Origin of the sequence: Streptomyces sp. ISL-94 (genome assembly GCF_018614075.1) — a bacterium.
Taxonomy (GTDB): Bacteria; Actinomycetota; Actinomycetes; order Streptomycetales; family Streptomycetaceae; genus Streptomyces.
On sequence record NZ_JAGGOZ010000061.1, the window covers coordinates 1 to 18,635 of the forward strand.

At 69.5% G+C, this 18,635-nt stretch carries 12 protein-coding genes; 5 read left to right on the plus strand and 7 right to left on the minus strand.

Features of this window, described 5'->3' with window-relative positions:
* Positions 1-303 precede the first annotated feature (303 nt).
* The 3 genes from J7E94_RS19325 to J7E94_RS19335 all read left to right on the plus strand — a co-directional run bounded on the left by J7E94_RS19325 (position 304) and on the right by J7E94_RS19335 (position 3,758).
* On the plus strand, positions 304-1,422 hold the full coding sequence (locus J7E94_RS19325; RefSeq protein WP_215017038.1) for a sulfite oxidase: 1,119 nt from the start codon (positions 304-306) through the stop codon (positions 1,420-1,422).
* 21 nt (positions 1,423-1,443) lie between these two features.
* Positions 1,444-2,808: a rhodanese-like domain-containing protein gene (locus J7E94_RS19330; RefSeq protein ID WP_215017040.1), complete on the plus strand. Its 1,365-nt coding sequence runs from the start codon at positions 1,444-1,446 to the stop codon at positions 2,806-2,808.
* Positions 2,809-2,906: 98 nt separating this feature from the next.
* Complete coding sequence (locus J7E94_RS19335) at positions 2,907-3,758, plus strand: sulfurtransferase (RefSeq protein WP_215017042.1); 852 nt, start codon at positions 2,907-2,909, stop codon at positions 3,756-3,758.
* Positions 3,759-4,038: 280 nt separating this feature from the next.
* On the opposite strand, the gene J7E94_RS19340 is transcribed toward J7E94_RS19335, so the two are convergent.
* From J7E94_RS19340 to J7E94_RS19350, 3 genes are all read right to left on the minus strand, one after another.
* The gene (locus J7E94_RS19340) at positions 4,039-6,174 is read right to left on the minus strand and encodes a UvrD-helicase domain-containing protein (protein WP_215017044.1); all 2,136 of its coding nucleotides are present in this window, start codon (positions 6,172-6,174) and stop codon (positions 4,039-4,041) included.
* Positions 6,175-6,215: 41 nt separating this feature from the next.
* Positions 6,216-7,811: a serine/threonine-protein kinase gene (locus J7E94_RS19345; RefSeq protein WP_215017046.1), complete on the minus strand. Its 1,596-nt coding sequence runs from the start codon at positions 7,809-7,811 to the stop codon at positions 6,216-6,218.
* 122 nt (positions 7,812-7,933) lie between these two features.
* Entirely contained in the window at positions 7,934-8,413 is a 480-nt protein-coding gene (locus J7E94_RS19350) for an ATP-binding protein (protein WP_215017048.1), read from the minus strand.
* 119 nt (positions 8,414-8,532) lie between these two features.
* Between J7E94_RS19350 and J7E94_RS19355 the strand changes: the two genes are divergently transcribed.
* Positions 8,533-9,396: a helix-turn-helix transcriptional regulator gene (locus J7E94_RS19355; RefSeq protein WP_308345328.1), complete on the plus strand. Its 864-nt coding sequence runs from the start codon at positions 8,533-8,535 to the stop codon at positions 9,394-9,396.
* Positions 9,393-9,596, plus strand: coding sequence for a DUF397 domain-containing protein (locus J7E94_RS19360; RefSeq protein ID WP_215017051.1), 204 nt, complete (start codon positions 9,393-9,395; stop codon positions 9,594-9,596). Before J7E94_RS19355 ends, J7E94_RS19360 begins: the two co-directional genes overlap by 4 nt.
* Positions 9,597-9,669: 73 nt before the next feature.
* Here J7E94_RS19360 and J7E94_RS19365 read toward each other — a convergent pair whose 3' ends face one another.
* The 4 genes from J7E94_RS19365 to J7E94_RS19380 form a co-directional block, all read right to left on the minus strand.
* A complete protein-coding gene (locus tag J7E94_RS19365; RefSeq protein ID WP_215017052.1) occupies positions 9,670-12,855 on the minus strand; it encodes a type I restriction endonuclease subunit R in 3,186 nt (1,061 codons plus the stop codon).
* Positions 12,852-14,096: a restriction endonuclease subunit S gene (locus J7E94_RS19370; protein WP_215017054.1), complete on the minus strand. Its 1,245-nt coding sequence runs from the start codon at positions 14,094-14,096 to the stop codon at positions 12,852-12,854. The genes J7E94_RS19365 and J7E94_RS19370 overlap by 4 nt, the downstream gene beginning before the upstream one ends.
* On the minus strand, positions 14,093-16,207 hold the full coding sequence (locus J7E94_RS19375; RefSeq protein WP_215017056.1) for a class I SAM-dependent DNA methyltransferase: 2,115 nt from the start codon (positions 16,205-16,207) through the stop codon (positions 14,093-14,095). The genes J7E94_RS19370 and J7E94_RS19375 overlap by 4 nt, the downstream gene beginning before the upstream one ends.
* Before the next feature lie 89 nt (positions 16,208-16,296).
* Entirely contained in the window at positions 16,297-18,492 is a 2,196-nt protein-coding gene (locus tag J7E94_RS19380; protein ID WP_251056899.1) for an N-6 DNA methylase, read from the minus strand.
* Positions 18,493-18,635 lie beyond the last annotated feature (143 nt).

Here is an 18,635-nt window from a genome sequence, read left to right on the forward strand (position 1 = left end):
GTCGCTTTGACCGGCTCTGTTGTTGTGTTGACCAGCGATCTGGCCCCTGCTGCTTCGCAGGGCCAGATCGCTGGTCAGGAGGCGCGCGTCGAGTCCCGCATCGCGCTGCCCGGTGGCGCCGCGGCTACCTCGACGCCCAGAGAGGGGCCTACGGACAGAAACAGTCCCCGGCGTCCTACTGTTCAAGGGGTATACGCAGGTCGCTCCGAGGGGGAGATCCGGCCGTCGCCGGCACGGACCCGGGACGTAAACTGAAAGCACCCCGCGTCGTGCTCGCCAGAGAGCCCGACGGAAGGTGCTGGCATGACCGCATCGCCGATTGCACGCGGGTCCGGTGCCACGGCTTGGGCACCTGAGACAGTCACGGCCGACCCGTACAACGCTCAGACACCCTCGGCCGCACTGGCCGAGCCGGTCACACCTGTCGGTGCATTCTTCGTACGCGATCACTTCGGCATACCGCGGACGAGTCCCCGACGTTGGCGGCTGCGGCTCGGCGGCGCCGTCGCCGCGCCGTTCGACATCAGCTATGTCGACCTGTGCGCGATGCCGGGCCGGGAGCTCGACGTCGTACTGGAATGCGCGGGCAACGGCCGCAGCCTGATGAGACCCCGTCCGGAGGGTCTGCCATGGGGCGAGAGTGCGGTCGGGTGCGCACATTTCGCAGGCGTGCCGTTCCGCTCCCTCGCCAGCCAGGCCCGGATCGAGCCGGCCGCCGTGGAGATCGTCTTCGCCGGAGCCGACTCCGGTACGGTCCACGGCCGCCGGGCGGCCTTCGAACGCAGCCTCCCGCTCGCCGTGGCTCTGCACCCGGACACCCTCCTCGTCACCCACATGAACGGCGAGCCGCTCGCGCCGGAGCACGGGGCCCCGGTCCGCCTCGTGGTCCCCGGCCGGTACGCGGTCGCCGACGTGAAGTGGCTGGTCGAGGTGCGGGCCGTCACGGAGCCCTTCGCCGGCGTCTTCCAGGCCGAGGAGTACGTCTACGTCGCCTCGCGCGGCACCCCCGACGGACCCGTGACCACGGTGAGGATCAAGTCGCTCATCACCGCACCCGAGCCGGGCTCGGCACTGCGCCGCAGTGACGAGACCGTGGTGTGCGGACGGGCCTGGTCCGGCGGCGGTGTGCCGATCCGGCGCGTCGAGGTGCGGGCCGAAGACCAACGCGACGACGGCCACCAAGGTGAGCACCTTACCGGTGAGGGCGACGCGGCCTGGCACGACGCCGTGCTCGAGTCGCCGAGCGGGCCGTACGCCTGGACCGGCTGGTCGTACGCCTGGACCCCTCAGCGGCCTGGCCGGTACCGGCTGCTGGCCCGCGCGACCGACGCGCACGGTGACACCCAGCCGTCGCGGGCGCCGTGGAACGCCCACGGCTACGGCTGCAACCCTGTGGCAGCCGTCGAGGTGGCGATCGTATGAGCGGCTCAGGAGCGTGACGGGATGAACCGGATCGAGATCATGACCACCGCATCGCTCGGTGACACCAGTTATCTCCTCGTCAGTGGTGACGAGGCCGCGCTGGTCGATCCACAGCGGGACAGCTGGGATCTGGTGGAGTCCTGTACCTCCAGGGGGGTGCGGATGCGGTACGTCCTGGAGACGCATGTGCACAACGACTACGTCTCCGGCGCGCTGGAAGTCCGCGCGGCGACCGGGGCCACGGTGGCCGGCCCGGCCCGCGCGCCGTACGCCTTCGACCATCTGGGGCTGGCGGAGGACGACGAGATCGTCGTCGGGGACGCGACCGTACGGGCGATGGAGACACCTGGGCACACCGCCGAGCACACCTCCTACCTCGTGTACGACAACGCTCTCGACCACACCCGGCAGGCGCCGACGGCCGTGTTCACCGGAGGCAGCCTCCTCGTCGGCAACGTCGGCCGCACCGACCTGGCCGGTGACGACCACACCGAGGAGCTCGCCCGGGCACAGTTCCGAACGCTGCGGAGGCTGGCCCTGCTGCCCGACGCTACCCGGGTGCTGCCGACGCACGGCGCGGGCAGCTCCTGTTCGGCCGGCCCGGTGTCGGGGGAGCGGACCACGACAGTGGGCGCGGAGCGGCGTGCCAACCCAGCCCTGACCCTGCAGGACGAGGAGGAATTCGTCAGCCGGCGGCTGCCGGGCTTGGCGCCGTACCCCGCGTACTTCCACCACATGGCGCCGATCAACCGGTCCGGGCCGGACGTGCTCGGTGGGCCGCCCATCCTCCGACCGCTCACACCGTCGATGGTGGAAGGGCTGGCCGGTGGCGGCGCGCAGATCATCGACGGGCGCGACCGCAGGACGTTCGCCGCGGCCCATCTGCCCGGCTCGCTCTGCGACGAGCTGGACGACCGCTTCGCGAATCTGGTCGGTGAGGTCGTGCCGTTCGGCACCCGCCTGGTTCTGGTGCTGCCGGAGCCGGCCGAGGACGCGGCACATGAGGCGATGCTTCAGCTGCTGCGGATCGGATACGAGAACGTCGCGGGATATCTGGCCGATGGCATCGGTGCCTGGGCCGCCGCCGGCCGGCCGCTGCGCAGCTTCCGCACCGCGAACGCGGCCGAGCTGGCCGGCCGCACCGCCGAAAGGCGGGTGCTCGACGTGCGCCCCGAGCGCCCCGAGGGCGGAATACCGGGCACGCTCGCCGTGCCCCTCGCCGAGCTGCCACGGCGGCTGGGCGAGCTGCCCCGAGACCGTGAGATCTGGACGGTCTGCGGCAGCGGCCGCCGGGCGACCATCGCGGCGAGTCTGCTCGACCTGGCGGGCATCCCCGTGACGGCGGTGGTCACGGGCGGTGTAGGGGACCTGATGCCGGCCGCATGACCTGGGAACGGAACAGAAGAGGAAGAAAGGGAGAGGAAGAAGGGGAGAGGGACGGAGAGGGACGGAGAGGGACGGAGAGGGACCGAGAGGAGGAGACCATGGGAGCCAACGGCTACGCGCATCCGGAGACACTCGTCGACTCTGCATGGCTGGCAGCCCACCTCGACGACGGTACGGTGCGCGTCATCGACGTGGACGAGGACACCACCGCCTACGAGCAGGGCCACATCCCGGGCTCAGTGGGCTGGAACTGGACCACGGACCTGCACGCCGCAGTCGGGCGGGACTACCTGGACCGGGACGCGCTGGGACAGCTGCTGGACAAGGCCGGCGTCGCGTACGACACCACCGTCGTCCTCTACGGAGGCAACAACAACTGGTTCGCCGCGTACGCCTACTGGATCCTGCGGCTGCGCGGCTTCAACAAGGTGAAGCTGCTCGACGGTGGCCGCAAGAAGTGGGAGCTGGAGAGTCGCGAGATGACGAAGGAGGTCACGGAGTACAAGCACACCGGCTTCACCGTGACCGGCCAGGAGAACCCGCAGTTCCGCGCGTTGCGCGGCGAGGTGCTGGACAGTCTGGGCTCCGGCGTCCACATGGTCGACGTCCGGTCCCCGGAGGAGTTCCGGGGAGAGAAGCTGGCACCTCCTCACCTGCCGCAGGAGCAGGCTCAGGTGCCGGGCCACATCCCCGGCGCGTCCAATGTCCCCTGGGCGCAGGCGGCCAACGATGACGGGACCTTCAAGTCGGCTGCTGAACTCAAGGAGCTCTACCTGGGGAAGGACATCACGCCCGACCGCGAGGTCATTGCATACTGCCGCATCGGCGAGCGCTCCTCGCACACCTGGTTCGCGCTCCACGAACTACTCGGCTACCCGGACGTGAAGAACTACGACGGCTCCTGGACCGAGTACGGCTCGCTGGTGTGCGTCCCTGTCTCGATGGGGTGACGGACGCGGCAAGCCGGGCGACGCGGCTCGGGCGGCGGGGAACGGGCCGCCGCGGCCCGCCATGCGGTGTCGCGGGCCGCGAAGCGCCACGGCCCCGGCCGTCATCCGCATCGATGTGACGGCCTGCAGTGGAAATTACGTGCCGACACGTGTGCGACTGCCCGCTTCCGCCAGAGAACACGGCAGGACCGCTCGGGATGCAGGCTGAGCCCGTCGCCGCTCGGGGCGGCGGGCGAGTTCGTCGGTGACTACGCGACCTGGCTGACTCCCCGAAGCAGGCCTAGCGCACCGCGTCGGCCTCCACCAGGTACTCACTCGGCTTGCCCGACCATGACACGTACAGCCCGTCCCGGGCACGTGTGCACGCGACGAACAGGAGACAGCGTTCCGCGAGGAGGTCGGCGTCGTGCTGGAGGCGGTCGACGTCGGCCGGGGTCACCGCCCTCGGGTACGGCAGGGCTCCGTCACTCACGCCGATGACGGCGACATACCGGTACTCCAGCCCCTTGAAGGAGTGCATCGTGCCGATCTGCACGGCCTCCGAGTCCGCTGGGATCTCACCCCGCAGGCGTACCACGGGGATGCCGGCCGCCTTGAGCCACTCCGCGGCCCGGTCGCAGTTCTTGTTGAACCGGGCACTCACCCCGATCTCGCCTGGGGCGATCCCCGCGTCGAGCCATCGGCGTACTTGCTCCACGAGCGCGTTGAGTTCGGCTTCCTCCGAGTCCGCCCCGTACACCTCCGGCCCCTTGCCGTGCAGGGCCGACCGGTAGCCGAGCAGCGTCTCGTTTCCGGCGTCGTCGGCCAGCTGCTCGAAGGGGCGGCCGACCAGAAGAGCGGTGGACCAGCTGAGGATCTCGTGGGTGGACCGGTAGTTCTTGCGCATCTTCGCCGACCGGCCCGTGACCTTGATCCCGACGGTCTTCAGGGACACCTTCGAATCGTAGATGCGCTGGTGGGGGTCGCCCGCGATGAACAGGTCGTCGGGGCGGGCGGGCGTGGCGGCGCGCAGGAGCCGCCACTGGGTGGGGTGGAGGTCCTGGGCCTCGTCGACGACGACGTGCCGGTAGCGCGGGCCGCCCACCGCCAGGATGTCGGCGGCCTCGGCGCAGGTACCGAGGTAGGTGCGCACCCCGTCGGCGGTCAACCGGTCGGTGAATTCCTCGATGGCGCCCCATACGAGGGCGCGGGCGGCGGCGGGGAGGGCGCTGCCGCGTCCGCGCCGCTCGCAGGCCAGGTAGTCGTCCCGGGTGCGGAGGTTCTGGGCCAGTACGACGTGCTTGTACTCCTGGGCGAGGAACTGGGCGGTGCCGGCGAACCCGGTGGCCCGGGCGGCCTGCGCCCAGCGGGTCTCCTCCTCGGCGCCTCGTAGCGGCCTTCGTGAGGTGGACACGACACGGCCGGCGAACGCGTCGACGGTCATGATGTCCACGCGGTCACGCAGGGCCTCGTCCTCCACGAGGGTGGCCAGGCCGGTGCGCAGCGCCGCCACGAGGGCATGGGTGTAGGTGGTCAGCAGGATGCGGTCGCCGTCGCGCAGGTGCCTCAGCAGGTGGCGCACCCGGTGCAGTGCGACGACGGTCTTGCCCGTGCCGGGACCGCCGGTGACCTGGGCCGGGCCGGAGTAGGAGGCCCGGTAGGCGACCTTGTGCTGGGAGGGGTGGAGGAAGACCCGCCAGGCCTCGAAGGGCTTGTCGAGGATCTCTCGCAGTTCCTCAGAGGCGGTGACGAGCGCGATGCGGGTACGGGTGCGGTGGATGGCGGTGGCGTAGTCGGCGGTGTCCACCGGCTCGTCGGAGGCCGTGGCGAGGTTGACGGAGACCACGTCCCGCCACACCTCCTCCACCGTGAAACCGGCGGCCAGGTACTCCAGGACCTCGCGCTGGTCCTGCGGGAAGTACGGCGCGAAGATCTCCAGCTGTTCGAGGTCGGTGAGGGCGCGGGCCTGGCGCAGGGTGGTCTCGTCGATACCGAGCGCCGCCAGGTCCCCATCGGAGACGTTCGCGAACAGCCGTTGGTCGGGCGCCGGGGCGATGCGCTCGTAGGCGGGGGTGAGTTCGTCGAGCATCGCGATGTCGCGGATCTCCACTGCCTGCGTGACGGTGTTGATGCTCGCCTTCTGTTTGATCGCCCAGTCGATCGCCTTGTCGTGCGGCATCACCCGGAGCAGGACGTACGTGTCGCCGGTGTCGGGTGCCAGGACGACGCCCCGGGTGCCCTGGTCGATGCGGATGGTGCGGATGTGCGGGTCGCGGGCGCGCTTCAGGGTCTCCAGTTTCAGACCGGGGTCCTTGAACAGCTGGTCGAGAGTGAGTCGTTCGAACTTCTCCCAGGCGTCGAACACCCCCTGCTTGACGGTGCCCTGAAGCTTGCCGAGCTGGGCGCAGAAACCGATGTCGAAGGCGAGGTGGGGCATGGTGCGGACTCTCCGGGAGGGGGTGGGGCAGGGTGGGCGGCTCAGGTGGCGGGACCGTCGAGGCCGAGGCGGATCAGGGCCAGCGCCTCGGCGATCTCCTGGGTCATCTCGTCGCCGGGCCCGAACACCACGCGCAGGTCTTCGTGGAGGGGTTCGAGGATGAGGCGGGCCTCGGCCGCCTGTCCTTGGGCGAGGAGCAGCATTCCGATGTCGCGGCGCAGTTCGACGGCTTCCTCGCTGACGTCTCCGTCGACGGCCCGTACGACGTCGAGGACGCCCCGCAGCGCGGTGAGTGCGGCCGTGACCTGACCGAGTTCGGCGCGGCAGCGGGCGGCCTGGGCCCGGCAGGCGCGCGCCTGCTCGCCGGTGGTGCCGCCCGTGCGCGCATAGGCGTCGGCCAGGGCGTCGAACTCGGGCAGCGCGGCGCGGTAGTCGCCGCCGAGCAGCTGGATCGCGGCCCGCTGGGTCCGCAGCTCCAGGACCTGCCTGTTCTCGGAGCCCAGAGCGCGTGCGGCGGGCTCGATGATCTCCCCGAGCACTTCGGCAGCCTGCGCGAACCGCTCCTCCTCCAGGAGGGCGTCGGAGTGCGCGTACGCCTCCTTGATCTCCTCGCGCAGCCGGGCCGGAACCGGCGCGGGCGCGGCCGGTACGCCGTTCAGGTCGGGCTGGACGGGCTGCTGCGCGCCGGTCCCGGCCTGCCGGCGGGCGCGCGGCGCGTAGGGGTTGCGGAAGATCCCGGTCGGGTCGGGCGCCCCGTCGGGCCCCGCCTCGCCGGGCGCGGGCTTCTGGCCGGGTGGCGGCAGGAACGGCCGCAGCCGCTCGTACACCTCCTGCACGTCGGCGGGCCGCGCTTCCGGCGCCTTCAGCAGCAGGTGCAGGACGAGTTCCTCCAGGGCAGTCGGAACGTCGGGGCGCAGCGCGCGCAGCGGAGTGGGGGCGGCGCTGACGTGCTGGAACATCAGCGCGTACTCGTTGTCCGCCGAGAAGAGCGGCCGCCCGCTGAGGAGTTCGTGCAGCACGCAGCCGAGTGCGTACAGGTCGGCCTGCGGGGTGATGCGCCCGCCGCGCACCTGCTCGGGCGACATGTACTGGGAGGTGCCCATGGGGCTTCCGGTCGAGGTCAGCTTGGTGACGTCGGTCCGCAGGATGGCCGCGATGCCGAAGTCGAGGACCTTCACCGTCCCGTCGCGGGCGACGAGGATGTTGCCCGGCTTGAGGTCGCGGTGGATCACCGGCACCTCGTGGGCGTGTGAGAGCACGGTGGCGACCTGCGCCGCGACGGCCGCCGCCCAGCTCACCGGCAGGGGCCGGTCCGGTCGGACGTAGGCGGAGAGCGGGACCCCTTCGACCAGCTCCATCACCAGGAACAGCCGCTCGTACGCGTCGTCGAGCCCGGCGTCGTACACCTGCGGTACTCCGGGGTGCTGGATCCGAGCGGTGATGCGGGCTTCGCGGTGGAAGCGCTTGGTGAATTCCTGGGCCAGCTGTGGGGCGTTGGCCATGGCCTGGCGGCTGATCAGTTTCACGGCGACGGGCCGGTCGAGCACGGCGTCGTAGCCGCGCCACACCTCTCCCATGCCGCCGCTGCCGAGCCCCTCCAGGAGTTCGTAACGACCGGCGATCGGCTGCTCCGGCACTGTGCCCCCGTACGTACGTCTGCTCGCCGGAGTGCGCGCTGCGGCACCGGCCTCGACTTGATCCGGGTCAAGTCTCGCCGGTTCTGTGATCTTCCGTCCAGCGATGTTGCGATGTACGGCGGCTACGCCTTCGGCGGTACATCGCTTTCAGGCCAGGCGGAGGCGTATACGGCCCACACCGTCTTGCCCGGCCCTTCGACGCGCGGATGCCAGCCCCAGCTGTCCGCGAGTCCGGCCACCAGAAGCAGGCCACGGCCGGTGTCCCGGTCGTCGGCGGGCTCGGTCGTGACGGGGAGCTTCTCGCCGCGTGTGTCGGTGACCTCCACCCGTACGGCCGCTTCGGTAGCCGTCAACCGGAGGTGGAAGTCGCGACCGGGTACGCGGCCGTGGGTTGCGGCGTTCGCGCTGAGCTCCGCGACGATCAGCGTGAGCGCGTCGTGGGCGTCGGTGTCGTACGGAATCCCCCAGGCGTGGAGGCGTTCCCCGGCCAGGCGCCGGGCCAGTCGGGCGCCGCGGGGAGTCGAACTGAAGCGCATGGCGAAGTGGTGGTTGGGGGTGGCGGGTTGGGTGGTCTCGGTGAGGCGTACGGGGTTGTTGGTCATGCCTCCACGGTGACGGTCTGTGGCGTAGCGTGACCAGGGGTGACGCGCCGTCGCGGCCGGGTTGTACGCGGCGGCGCACGGCGTGTACGTGCGTGGGGTTCATGGGAGAGGCGGCGGTGGTGACGCGGGACGAGGGCGAGTGGGCCGAGGCGGAGGCGGGGCCCGGGCAGCGTCCGGAGGACGAGCCGGGCCAAGGGGTGGTGACGGCGTTCGGACTCCAGATGAAGCTGCTGAGGGTGCGGGCGGGGCTGGACCGGACGGCGTTCGGCAAGCGGGTGGGGTACGCGGCGCAGTCGATCGCGTCGTTCGAGCAGGGGCGGCGGATTCCGCCCCCGAGGCTCATCGACAAGGCGGATGAAGTGCTGGAGGCCGGTGGCTTGCTGAAGGCGCTGAAGGAGGAGGTTGCGCGGGCGCAGTATCCGGCGTTCTTCCGGGACGCGGCGCGCTTGGAGGCCGAGGCGTTGGAGTTGTTCCTGTACGCGGTGCAAGCCGTGCCCGGACTTCTGCAGACAGAGGAGTACACGCGCGCTCTGCTCGCGATGCGTCGACCGCTGCTGGACGAGGACACCATCGAGCAACGCGTGTCAGCTCGTATCGCGCGGCAGGACATCCTCAATCGATGGCCGGCGCCCCTGATGAGCTTCGTGATCGAGGAGGCGGTTCTGCGCCGTCCGTTCGGAGGGAAGGCCGTTCTGCGTGGTGTGCTTGAACAGATCCTCCTCGTCGGGCAGAAGCGCAATGTGGAGATCCAGGTCATGCCGATCGACAACCAGGACAACGCTGGGGTGGATGGGCCGTTCACTTTGATTACGCGCAAAGGCGGGGATCAGGTCGCGTACCTGGAGGTTCAAGGGCGCAGCATTCTACTGACCGCCCGTGACGAGGTGCGCTCCGTAGCGGCACGCTATGGGATCATCCGATCCCAGGCTCTCACTCCGCGGGAGTCGCTGGGATTCATCGAGAAGTTGCTGGGAGAGCTATGAACACCACCGATGTCTCTGCCGCGCAAGAGCTTGCTTGGTTCAAGAGCAGCTACAGCGGGGCCGAAGGTGGCGAATGCCTGGAGGTCGCCGCCTTGACTACGCACGTGTTCGTCCGGGACTCGAAGCAACTCGGCGGCCCCGTGCTGACCGTGGGCCCGGCGGCCTGGGCCGGGTTCGTGGGACTGGCCGCTGCCGTCTGAGGCGCCGTAACGACGGGAGGGTCCCGCCGCGCGCCCCACGGGCGCACGGCGGGACCCTCCCGTGTGTGGCGGGTTACGCGGCGTCGTCCACGCCCTCCTCGCGGCGGATCATCCGCCACGCCGCGCGACGTGCGCTGCGGTCCAGGCTGGACTTGAAGCCCTTGTCGGGGCCGAAGTACTGTCGGCCGAGGCCTGCGATGGTGTCGATGTGGTCGGCCATCTTGTCGGCGAAGACCTTGTCGAAGACCTTGCCGAAGTTGTCCTCGTCGTTGACGACCGCCGCCGCCCGCACCTTCACGTCGGCCTTGGCCTCCTCAAACGGCTGGATGACGTCCTGCTCGGTGAAGTCGGTGCCGAACTTGGCGTTGAACTTGTCGATCAGCTCGGACAGCAGGGACTTCTCGGCCTCTGCCGCGCCGCCCGCGCCCTCACCGAAGCCCTTGAGTTCGGCCGCGCCTTCAGGGGTGAGGGACACGTCGTACTCGCCGGTCTTCTCCACACGGAGGTGACTGAGGTCGATCTCGCCTATGTCGACGCCACCGTCGGCGCGGCGCGGGAGCCGGTTGAGGAGGTAGCGGCCGTAGAGGTGGAGCCGTTCCAGCTCGGCGTCACGGTAGGGCACGATCTGGGCGAGGAAGCCGTACTTGCGTACGTAGTCGTTGAGGTCGGCGCGGAAGTCCTCGGCCGTCTCAACGTCGTCCTCCTCCTCGCTTTCCAGCAGAGGGGTGAAGCGGGCGACGGCCGGGGAGAGCAGCCGGTACAGCTCGGCGTGCAGCTTCTCCCACTTGGCCTGCGATCCGGCCGCCTTCTCCTTCGCCGCGAAGTAGGCGGCGGCGAACTGGTCCATCTCCGGCTCGGAGAGGATCGGCGCCGACATGACCCGGCTCTGGGCGGTGTAGAGGAGGTTCGGGTCGGAGGGGAGGGTCATCGCCTCCTCGAAGTACGGTCGGAAGGCGTCCCGGATGTCCTCGGCCTCGTTGGCGAAGTCCAGGACGGCGAGGTCGGCCTGGTTCTTGCGCTCGGCGGTGCGGTTGAGGCGGGACAGGGTCTGCACGGCTGAGATTCCGGTCAGCTTCTTGTTGACGTACATGGTCGTCAGGAGCGGCTGATCGAAGCCGGTCTGGTACTTCTCGGCGACCACCAGGATCTTGTACTCCTGCTGTCCGCGACCGCCGGCCGCGACGGCCTTGTCGTCGACGCGCGTGTACGCGAACGCCTTCGGCAGCGCGCTCTCCGCGATCCCGCCGTTCTCCTTCGGCTCGGTGGTCTCCTCGCCGTCGATGGTGAGGGAGCCGGAGAAGGCCACCAGAACGCCCAAGTCCGGGAACTTGGTGTCGTACTCCCGGTCCTGGATGTAGCTCTTGATCGCCCGCGCCATCTCCACGGCGGACTGCCGGGAGGCCGTCACCACCATGGACTTGGCCCGTCCACCGAGCCGGCCGCGGGTGTGGGTGATGAAGTGGTCGACGATCACCTGGGCGTGCTGGGAGACGGTGTGCTCGTGGGTGAGCGCGTACCGGGCGAGCTGGCTGTTGGCCTTCGAGGGGTCGACTTCACGCTCGTCCGGGTTCTGGTTCACCAGCTTCCAGTACGTGTTGTACGTGACGTAGTTGCGGAGGGGATCGAGGATGAAGCCTTCCTCGATGGCCTGGCGCATGGAGTACGTGTGGAAGGGGCGGTAGGTGGCTTCGCCGCCGGTGTCCTGGAGCGTGCCGAAGAGTTCGAGGGTCTTGGCCTTCGGGGTGGCGGTGAAGGCGAAGTAGGAGAGGTTCGCGGCCTGGGAGCGATCCTCGGCCTTCTTCTTCAGCTGTTCGGTGAGCGTGACGGTGGTCGCGCCCGCGTCGTCCGAGTCGGAGTCCAGGCCGAGGTCGCGCAGGGCGGCCCGTACGGCGGTGGCGGCGTCGCCGGACTGCGAGGAGTGGGCCTCGTCCACGATGATCGCGAAGGTGGTGCCCTTGATCTCGGTCGGGTTGCGCTGGATGTAGTCCAGCAGTGCCGGGAACGAGTGCAGGGTGACGGTGACGATCTTGCCGGTGTCGCGGGAGAGGGCCCGGGCGAGCTGTTCGCTCTTCGCGCCGTGCTTCTCGTCGACCTTCACGACCAGGCCGTCGGTCTGGGAAAAACTGCCGACGGTCTCCCGAAGCTGGGCGTCCAGGTTGCGGCGGTCGGTGATGACGATGACCTTGTCGAAGACCGGTTCGCCGGGCTTGAGGCGGCCGGTGGCCAGGGCCTCGGGGGCGATGGTGCGCGGGTCGGTGTCCGCGTGCAGGTCGCTGAGGCGGTGGGCGAGCCAGCCGATGGTGTTCGACTTGCCGGAGCCGGCCGAGGCCATGACCAGGTAGTTCTGGCCAGCGCCGTGGGCGGCGGCGTGCGCGGTCAGCTTCTTCACGACGTCCCACTGGTGGAAGCGCGGGAAGATCGTCGACTTGGTGGTGCCGCCGCCGGGGGTTTTGGTCTTGTGCTGGTGCACGAAGCGCTGGAGGAGGTCGAGCCAGTTGTCCCGCGCCCAGACCTGCTCCCAGAGGTAGGAGGTGGCGTACGTGCCGTAGGCGGTGGGGGCGGGGTTGCCGGCGCCGCCGGGCTGGCCGGGGCCGTCGGAGCCGGTGTTGAAGGGGAGGAACCGGGTCTTGGTGCCGCGGAGCTGGGTCGCGACGAAGACGAGGTCCGGGTCTACCGCGAAGTTCGCGATGACGCGGCGCGTGAAGATCAGCTCGGTGGGGTCGCGGTCGGTGCGGTACTGCTCCTTGGCGTGTTCCACGCCCGAGCCGGTGAGCGGGTTCTTCAGCTCGGCCGTGGCGATGGGGATTCCGTTGAGGAACAGGGTGAGGTCGAGCTTGTTGCCCCAGTCGGCCTGCTTGGTGGCGTAGCGGAGCTCGCGGACGACGGTGAGGCGGTTGGCGCGGTAGCCGTCGAGGACGGAGTCGTCGGCGACGAGGTTCGGCTTGAAGTAGGCGACGCGGAGGCGGACGCCGCGGTCCTTGACGCCGTTCCGGAGGACGGTGAGCAGCCCGTCGTCGCTGATCGCCTTGTCGAGCCGGCGGGCGAAGCCGCGCTGGGCCTCGTTGGGGTCACCGCCGTAGACGGCGAGCAGCTCGCTCCACTCATGGGGCTGGCTCTCCCCGATGAAGGTGAACAGCTCGTTGGTGTCAAGCCCAAGGTCGGCCTGGTAGTCCTCGGGCCGCGCCTCGCGCCAGCCGCGCCCGGTCATCGCGGCGACTATGGCGTCCCCGAAGGCGGACTCGTGGTGGATGGGGCTCATGGCTGCACTCCGTCCGGTACGTTGCGCCCGCTGGCGGTGGATACGTCGAACTGGCCGGTCACGGCAGCAGTAATCAGTGCCTGACGGCGTTCTGCTAGCAGCTTGAGCTGTTGCAGGCGCAACGCGCGCTGCCTGTCTAGCGCTTCAGCCTGCCGTCTGACAGATTCGGCTACCTCAAGTTGACGCTCGATCGGAATCTTCGGAATCCGGATCTCGCGGATATCTGGCAAGGAGAGCTGAGTCTTCGTGCCGCCATACCGACTACCCATCAAGACTCCCTTCACGGACGGGGAAGCAATGAAGAGGGCGAGCCACTCCCCGCTAAGCTGATGAGGATCAGGCCTGACGAGGCACACGTGCTGGCTTACGTGTCCGCCAGCTACGTCACCATCGGCGAGGCACACCCAACCCGCGTTGGCCCCGGTGATTCCAATAAGAACGTCACCAATTTCAATGCGGGACCTTCGGGCCTCCGCTACGGCAGCCCTAGGTACTTGCACGTAGGCGAGGTTGTTCAGCTTTGGCTTGGTTTGGTTGGAGTGCAGGTTGGCGCTGCGAAAGAAGAGTGGGCCAGCATCAGCTACATAGTCGCCCCAACCACGAGAGCCGCTCGTCACGAGGCTGCTCAAGTATCCAAGGCGAGCCCCGGAGGTGTGGTGGACTGCTTGGCTGACTGAGTCGAGGACGAGAAGCCGACGCTGTTCGAGTAGACCGTCCTGGGCCTCCATCGCACTCCGAAGGCGATCAAGGCGGGCGGTCTCGGCGTCGAGGAAATCGGCGATGCGGCGCTGCTCCTCCAGCGGGGGAGGCGAGATCGGCAAGTTCCCGATCTCGGAAGGGTTGATCGCTGGATAGCTCACACCGGTCGACCGGGCAACGACCTCGTCGATGAACGGCTGCGAGCGGCAGTAGTAAGCGAGGAAGCGACTGTCGACCTTCGACTGGGCGTCCAGGACCGCGAATCCTGTGGAAAAGACCAGAGGGGATTCATGTAGGGGCGCCACGGCGACGGCCCGCAGATAGGTCCTCACCGTGGACACGAGGACAGACCCAGGCGGTGCCGTACGTCGCGCCCTGGAGGGTGCGGAAGAAAACACGGTGTCATCATCTGGAACGGTGACGCCGCCGATCCCGTCCACCGCGCTGATGTCGATGTACCGAAACCGGAAGTCCGGGTCGGTGTCCTCCGGCAGTGTATGGCGGTTGATACGCGCCACATCCTTGATTCGATACGAGGTCACTCCGTCACCTCGCCCAGGAGCGTCTGAATCTCTGTCTCTAGCGCCTTCAGCTCCGCGTCGATCTCCGCCAACGGACGCGGCTGCTCGTATACGTAGAAGTGCCGCGTGAAGGGGATCTCGTAGCCGATCTTCGTCTTCGTGTGGTCGATCCACGCGTCCGCCACGTGCGGGTGAACCTCGCGCTTCAGGTACTCCTCGACGTCCTCGCCCAGCGGCACGTTCTCGTAGTCCCGCAGCTCAGAGTCCGGCTCCGGCTCGCCCTTGATCTTCTGGACCTCGCCCTCGGGGTCACGTACGCCCATGGCATCCCGGAACGCCTTCGCGAACGGTGCCCCGGTGGGTCCGTGGAGGCCGGCCCCCGCCACCGCGCCCTTGAACGCCATTTGCGCCTCGGACTTTGTCGCCCACTGCGAGTCCATCAGGGGGCCCAGCGCGTCCGCGAGCAGCTTCGTCTCAGCGTCCATCTGCTCCTGGAACTCCGCCTCCTCCTCGTCCGTGAGCTTCCGACGGGCCTTGACCTTCGCGGCCACGTCCGGGACTCGCGGCAGGAACCGCTCCTCGGCCCACTTCTGGACCGGCTTCGCGGCCAGGAGCGCCGTCAACGTCTCCTCCGTGAGCTCGAAGCGCAGCTTCAGCGGGCGCTCGACCGTGATGCGCTGGTAGCCGAAGGCCGAGTTGTCGAAGACCTTGACCTTGCCGTGGAGCGGGTGCTCCGGGTCGGCGGCGGCGTTCACCGCCTCGCCGTACAGGCGTGTGATGTCGGCGATGTGGTTGGGCTTGCCGTTCGTGCCGTCGCCCAGCTCCTTGCGCTTGTCGCCCAGCGACTTGCGCATCTTCTGCCACTGGTCGCGCGCGTCGAGGAGGACGACCTTGCCCTTGTGGTCGGGCGCCTTGCGGTTCGTCAGGATCCAGAAGTACGTGGAGATGCCGGTGTTGTAGAAGAGCTGGTCCGGCAGGGCGACGATCGCCTCAAGCCAGTCGTTCTCCAGGATCCAGCGGCGGATCTCCGACTCCCCCGAACCCGCCGCGCCCGTGAAGAGCGGGGATCCGTTGAAGACGATCGCGACGCGCGAGCCGCCCCCGCCGTTCGCGTCCACCGGCTTCATCTTCGACAGCATGTGCTGGAGGAAGAGGAGCGAGCCGTCGTTGATGCGCGGCAGGCCCGCGCCGAAGCGGCCGGCGTCGCCGAGGTTCTTGTACTCGTCCTCGACCTCCTCCTTGACCTTCTTCCACTCCACGCCGAACGGCGGGTTGGCCAGGAGGTAGTCGAACCTCTCCCGCCGGTGACCGTCGTCGGAGAAGGAGTTGCCGAAGGCGATGTTCTCCGGGTCCTGGCCCTTGATCATGAGGTCGGACCGGCAGATCGCCCAGGACTCCGGGTTGAGCTCCTGCCCGTACACCTCGACCGTGGCGTCGGGGTTGAGGGCCAGGATGTGCTCCTCGGCCGCGCTGAGCATGCCGCCCGTGCCGCAGGCCGGGTCCATGACCGTGCGTACGACGCCCGGCAGGCTGAGCGCGTCGCCGTCCGGCGCGATCAGCAGGTTGACCATCAGCTTGATGACTTCGCGCGGGGTGAAGTGCTCACCGGCGGTCTCGTTGGACTGCTCGGCGAAGCGGCGGATCAGTTCCTCGAAGATGTAGCCCATGTTGTGGTTGGGCACGACTTCGGGGCGCAGGTCCAGGTCGGTGAACTTGCCGATCACCCTGTAGAGCTGGTTAGCGCTGTCGAGCCTCTTGATCTGCTGGGAGAACTCGTACTTGTCCAGCACCTCGCGGGCGTTGTCGGAGAAGGAGCCGACGTACACCTGGAGGTTCTTCGCCGCGTTCTGCGGGTCGGCGGCGATCTTCTTCAGGGTCAGGGCACTCTTGTTGTAGAAGGAGTGGCCCGAGGCGCGGCGCAGGAAGTGGTCGGTGTCGATGTCCTGGCCCTCGAAGCGGGCTGCGGTCTCGGCGACCTTGTCCCGGGTCGGCTCCAGAACGCACTCGAGGCGGCGCAGCACCGTGAACGGCAGGATGACCTTGCCGTAGTCGGACTGCTTGTAGTCGCCGCGCAGGAGGTCGGCGACGGACCAGGCGTGGTTCGCCATCTCCGTGTGCTTGCTGCTGTTCAAGAGTTCCCCGGTTTCCTTCCAGAACATCTGCCCAGGCGTCGGGCGGAGGGTGACAAGTGTGGTCGATCGGTGGAGCAAGCGCCGCCGAGTCAGGTGATCCGGTCGGCGGCGGGCGAGGGTGGCGGCGCGAGGATGCCGCCGGTGAGGCCCCTGGACAGGAGGTCCGCCGCCTCCTCGGCAAGACGGGCGGTGTGCCGCGCGGCCGTTCGCAGAGCGTGAACCCGGCGGAAGGCCTCTCCGTACCGGCGCTGTTCGTCCAGCGGCAGGAGGGGAACGCGCAGGCGGCCGGGGTTGACGTGGACGAGGGTGCTGCCGGTGGAGGCGGCGGCCTGGTTGTCCTCCGCGCCCAGGAACCCGGCGAGGAACCACGGGTCGAGCCGGGCCGGGTCCGGGCGCAGCAGGTGGACGAGGTGGCCGAGGAGGGCGCCGGCGTCCTGGGCGTCGGCGACCCGCACCCGTACGCCCTGTGCGCGGTCGGAGGCGAGGCCTCGTACCAGCACGTCCCCTTCCTGGACCGTCACCGGCGGCTGCGCCACCAGATCCTCGGTGCCGCCTGAGGGGGGCGATGCCCACGAGATGTCCGGGGCCGTGAGGACCGGACGGTCGGACGGGGCCGCGGACTGTTCGTGGCCGCTCTTGGATTCGCGGGCGGTGAGGGGCTTCGCGCGGACGAGGGTGAGGGCTCCGCCCCGGTCCAGGTCGGCAACGGTTGCCGCCCGCCAGGCGCGGGCCGTCTCCCCGGCCGGGGGCCATGGCTCGCGGGCCGGAGCGGCGGCGAGCTCGGCGGCGTAGGACGCGAGCAGCGTGAGCTTCTCGTCGACATGCTCGGCGTACGCGACCGGGTCGACGTTCGTGGGGGTGGCGCGGACCAGGCGGGCCGGGGTGAGGTCGACCTGGTCGTCGAGGAGGTCTACGACCGGGACCGCGCGGGCGATGCCCGGTTCGCCGGTGAAGTCGGACGGGGCGTGGGTGAAGGAGGCCCACAGGGTGAGGACCTGTTCGGTGAGCCGGTCCCAGTCCACGGGGGCGCGGCGGCCCGGCACCGTCGCGGTACGGGCGTCAGCGGCGCCGGTGTGGCGTGGTGTGCCCTCCGATTCGCCGTCGGTGTCGACGAACAGGACCGGGCCGCGATCCGGCCCGCCCGGCTCGGGGCGTTGCATGACCCACACCTGGAGCCCGATGTGCAGGGGCATCGCGGCGCGCGCGGGCAGCGCGACGACAGCGCGCAGGGCTCCGCTGCGGACCAGTTCCAGGCGGATCCGGCGGCCCGCGGTGCGGGACGCGGGCGCGGGCGGCAGCAGCATCACCACGTAGCCGCCGGGCTCGACGTGGGAGAGCGCGTGCTGCACCCAGGCCAGCTCCGACTCGAAGCGCGGGGGCACTCCGTACGCCCAGCGCGGGTCGTACGACAGCTCGTCGTGGCCCCAGTCGCGGTCACCGAACGGCGGGTTGCACAGGACGGCGTCGGCGGTGAGGTCGGGGAAGGCGTCGGCGCGGAGGCTGTCGCCCGCCTTGACGGTGACGTGCGCGGCGTCGTCGAGCAGGAGACTTACGGCGGTGCGCAGCGCCTGTACGGGGACACTGTCCTGCCCGTACACCTCGGTCGCGCCCTGGCAGGCGGCAGCTGCCAGGAGGGTGCCGCTGCCGCAGGCCGGGTCCAGGACGCGGGCGGTGCCGGGCGGCAGGAGGCGGGCCATCAGCGCGGCCAGCTCGGCGGGGGTCTGGTACGTACCGGTGGCGGCGCTCTCGTCCAGCTCTCGCTCGGCCAGGACGTCCAGGGCGGCGCGCGCTCCTGATTCCCGTACGCAAGCCACCAGGGCCTTTACGGCCGGGGCGTCGTCCGGCGCGTAGTGGGCGGGTCCAGTGGTCGGGACAGCGGAATCCAGCTGTTCCGCTGACCTCTCGGCCCAGGCCAGGACTTCCCTGTCCTGCAGGCCGGAGAGGTGAGTGGGGTCTCCGCCGGTGCGGCCGGCGGCGAGGACCAGGGGGACGAGGCGTGCGGCGATGCCCGAGCCGGGCGCGTGGAGGCGCAGGGTGGTGCGCAGCTCCTCGGCCGGGGTGGCTGCCGAGGCCTGACCGCGCCCCTGCAGCCATGACTGTACGGCCTCAAGGTCGTACAGCGGGCTGCTTTCCGTGCCGCCGGCCGGCGTGGGGAAGTCCTCGTGGCGGCGACGCCAGTTGCTGACGGTGGCACGTGTGACTCCCGCGATCCGGGAGATCTCGGCTGCTGTGACCTGGGGCGCGCCGGTCGGCGAAGTCGCCGGTGAGGGCATGGTGTGGGGCATGGCGTGGGGTCCTGTGCCTCTCCTGCCGGACGGTGGGGACAGTGAACACCTTACAGCGGCCACGAATCCAGTCAACATGATTGACGATGCTTTCACCGCCCTGCTTAACTCAGGTCCATGACCGAGCCCGAGCATGAGGAGCA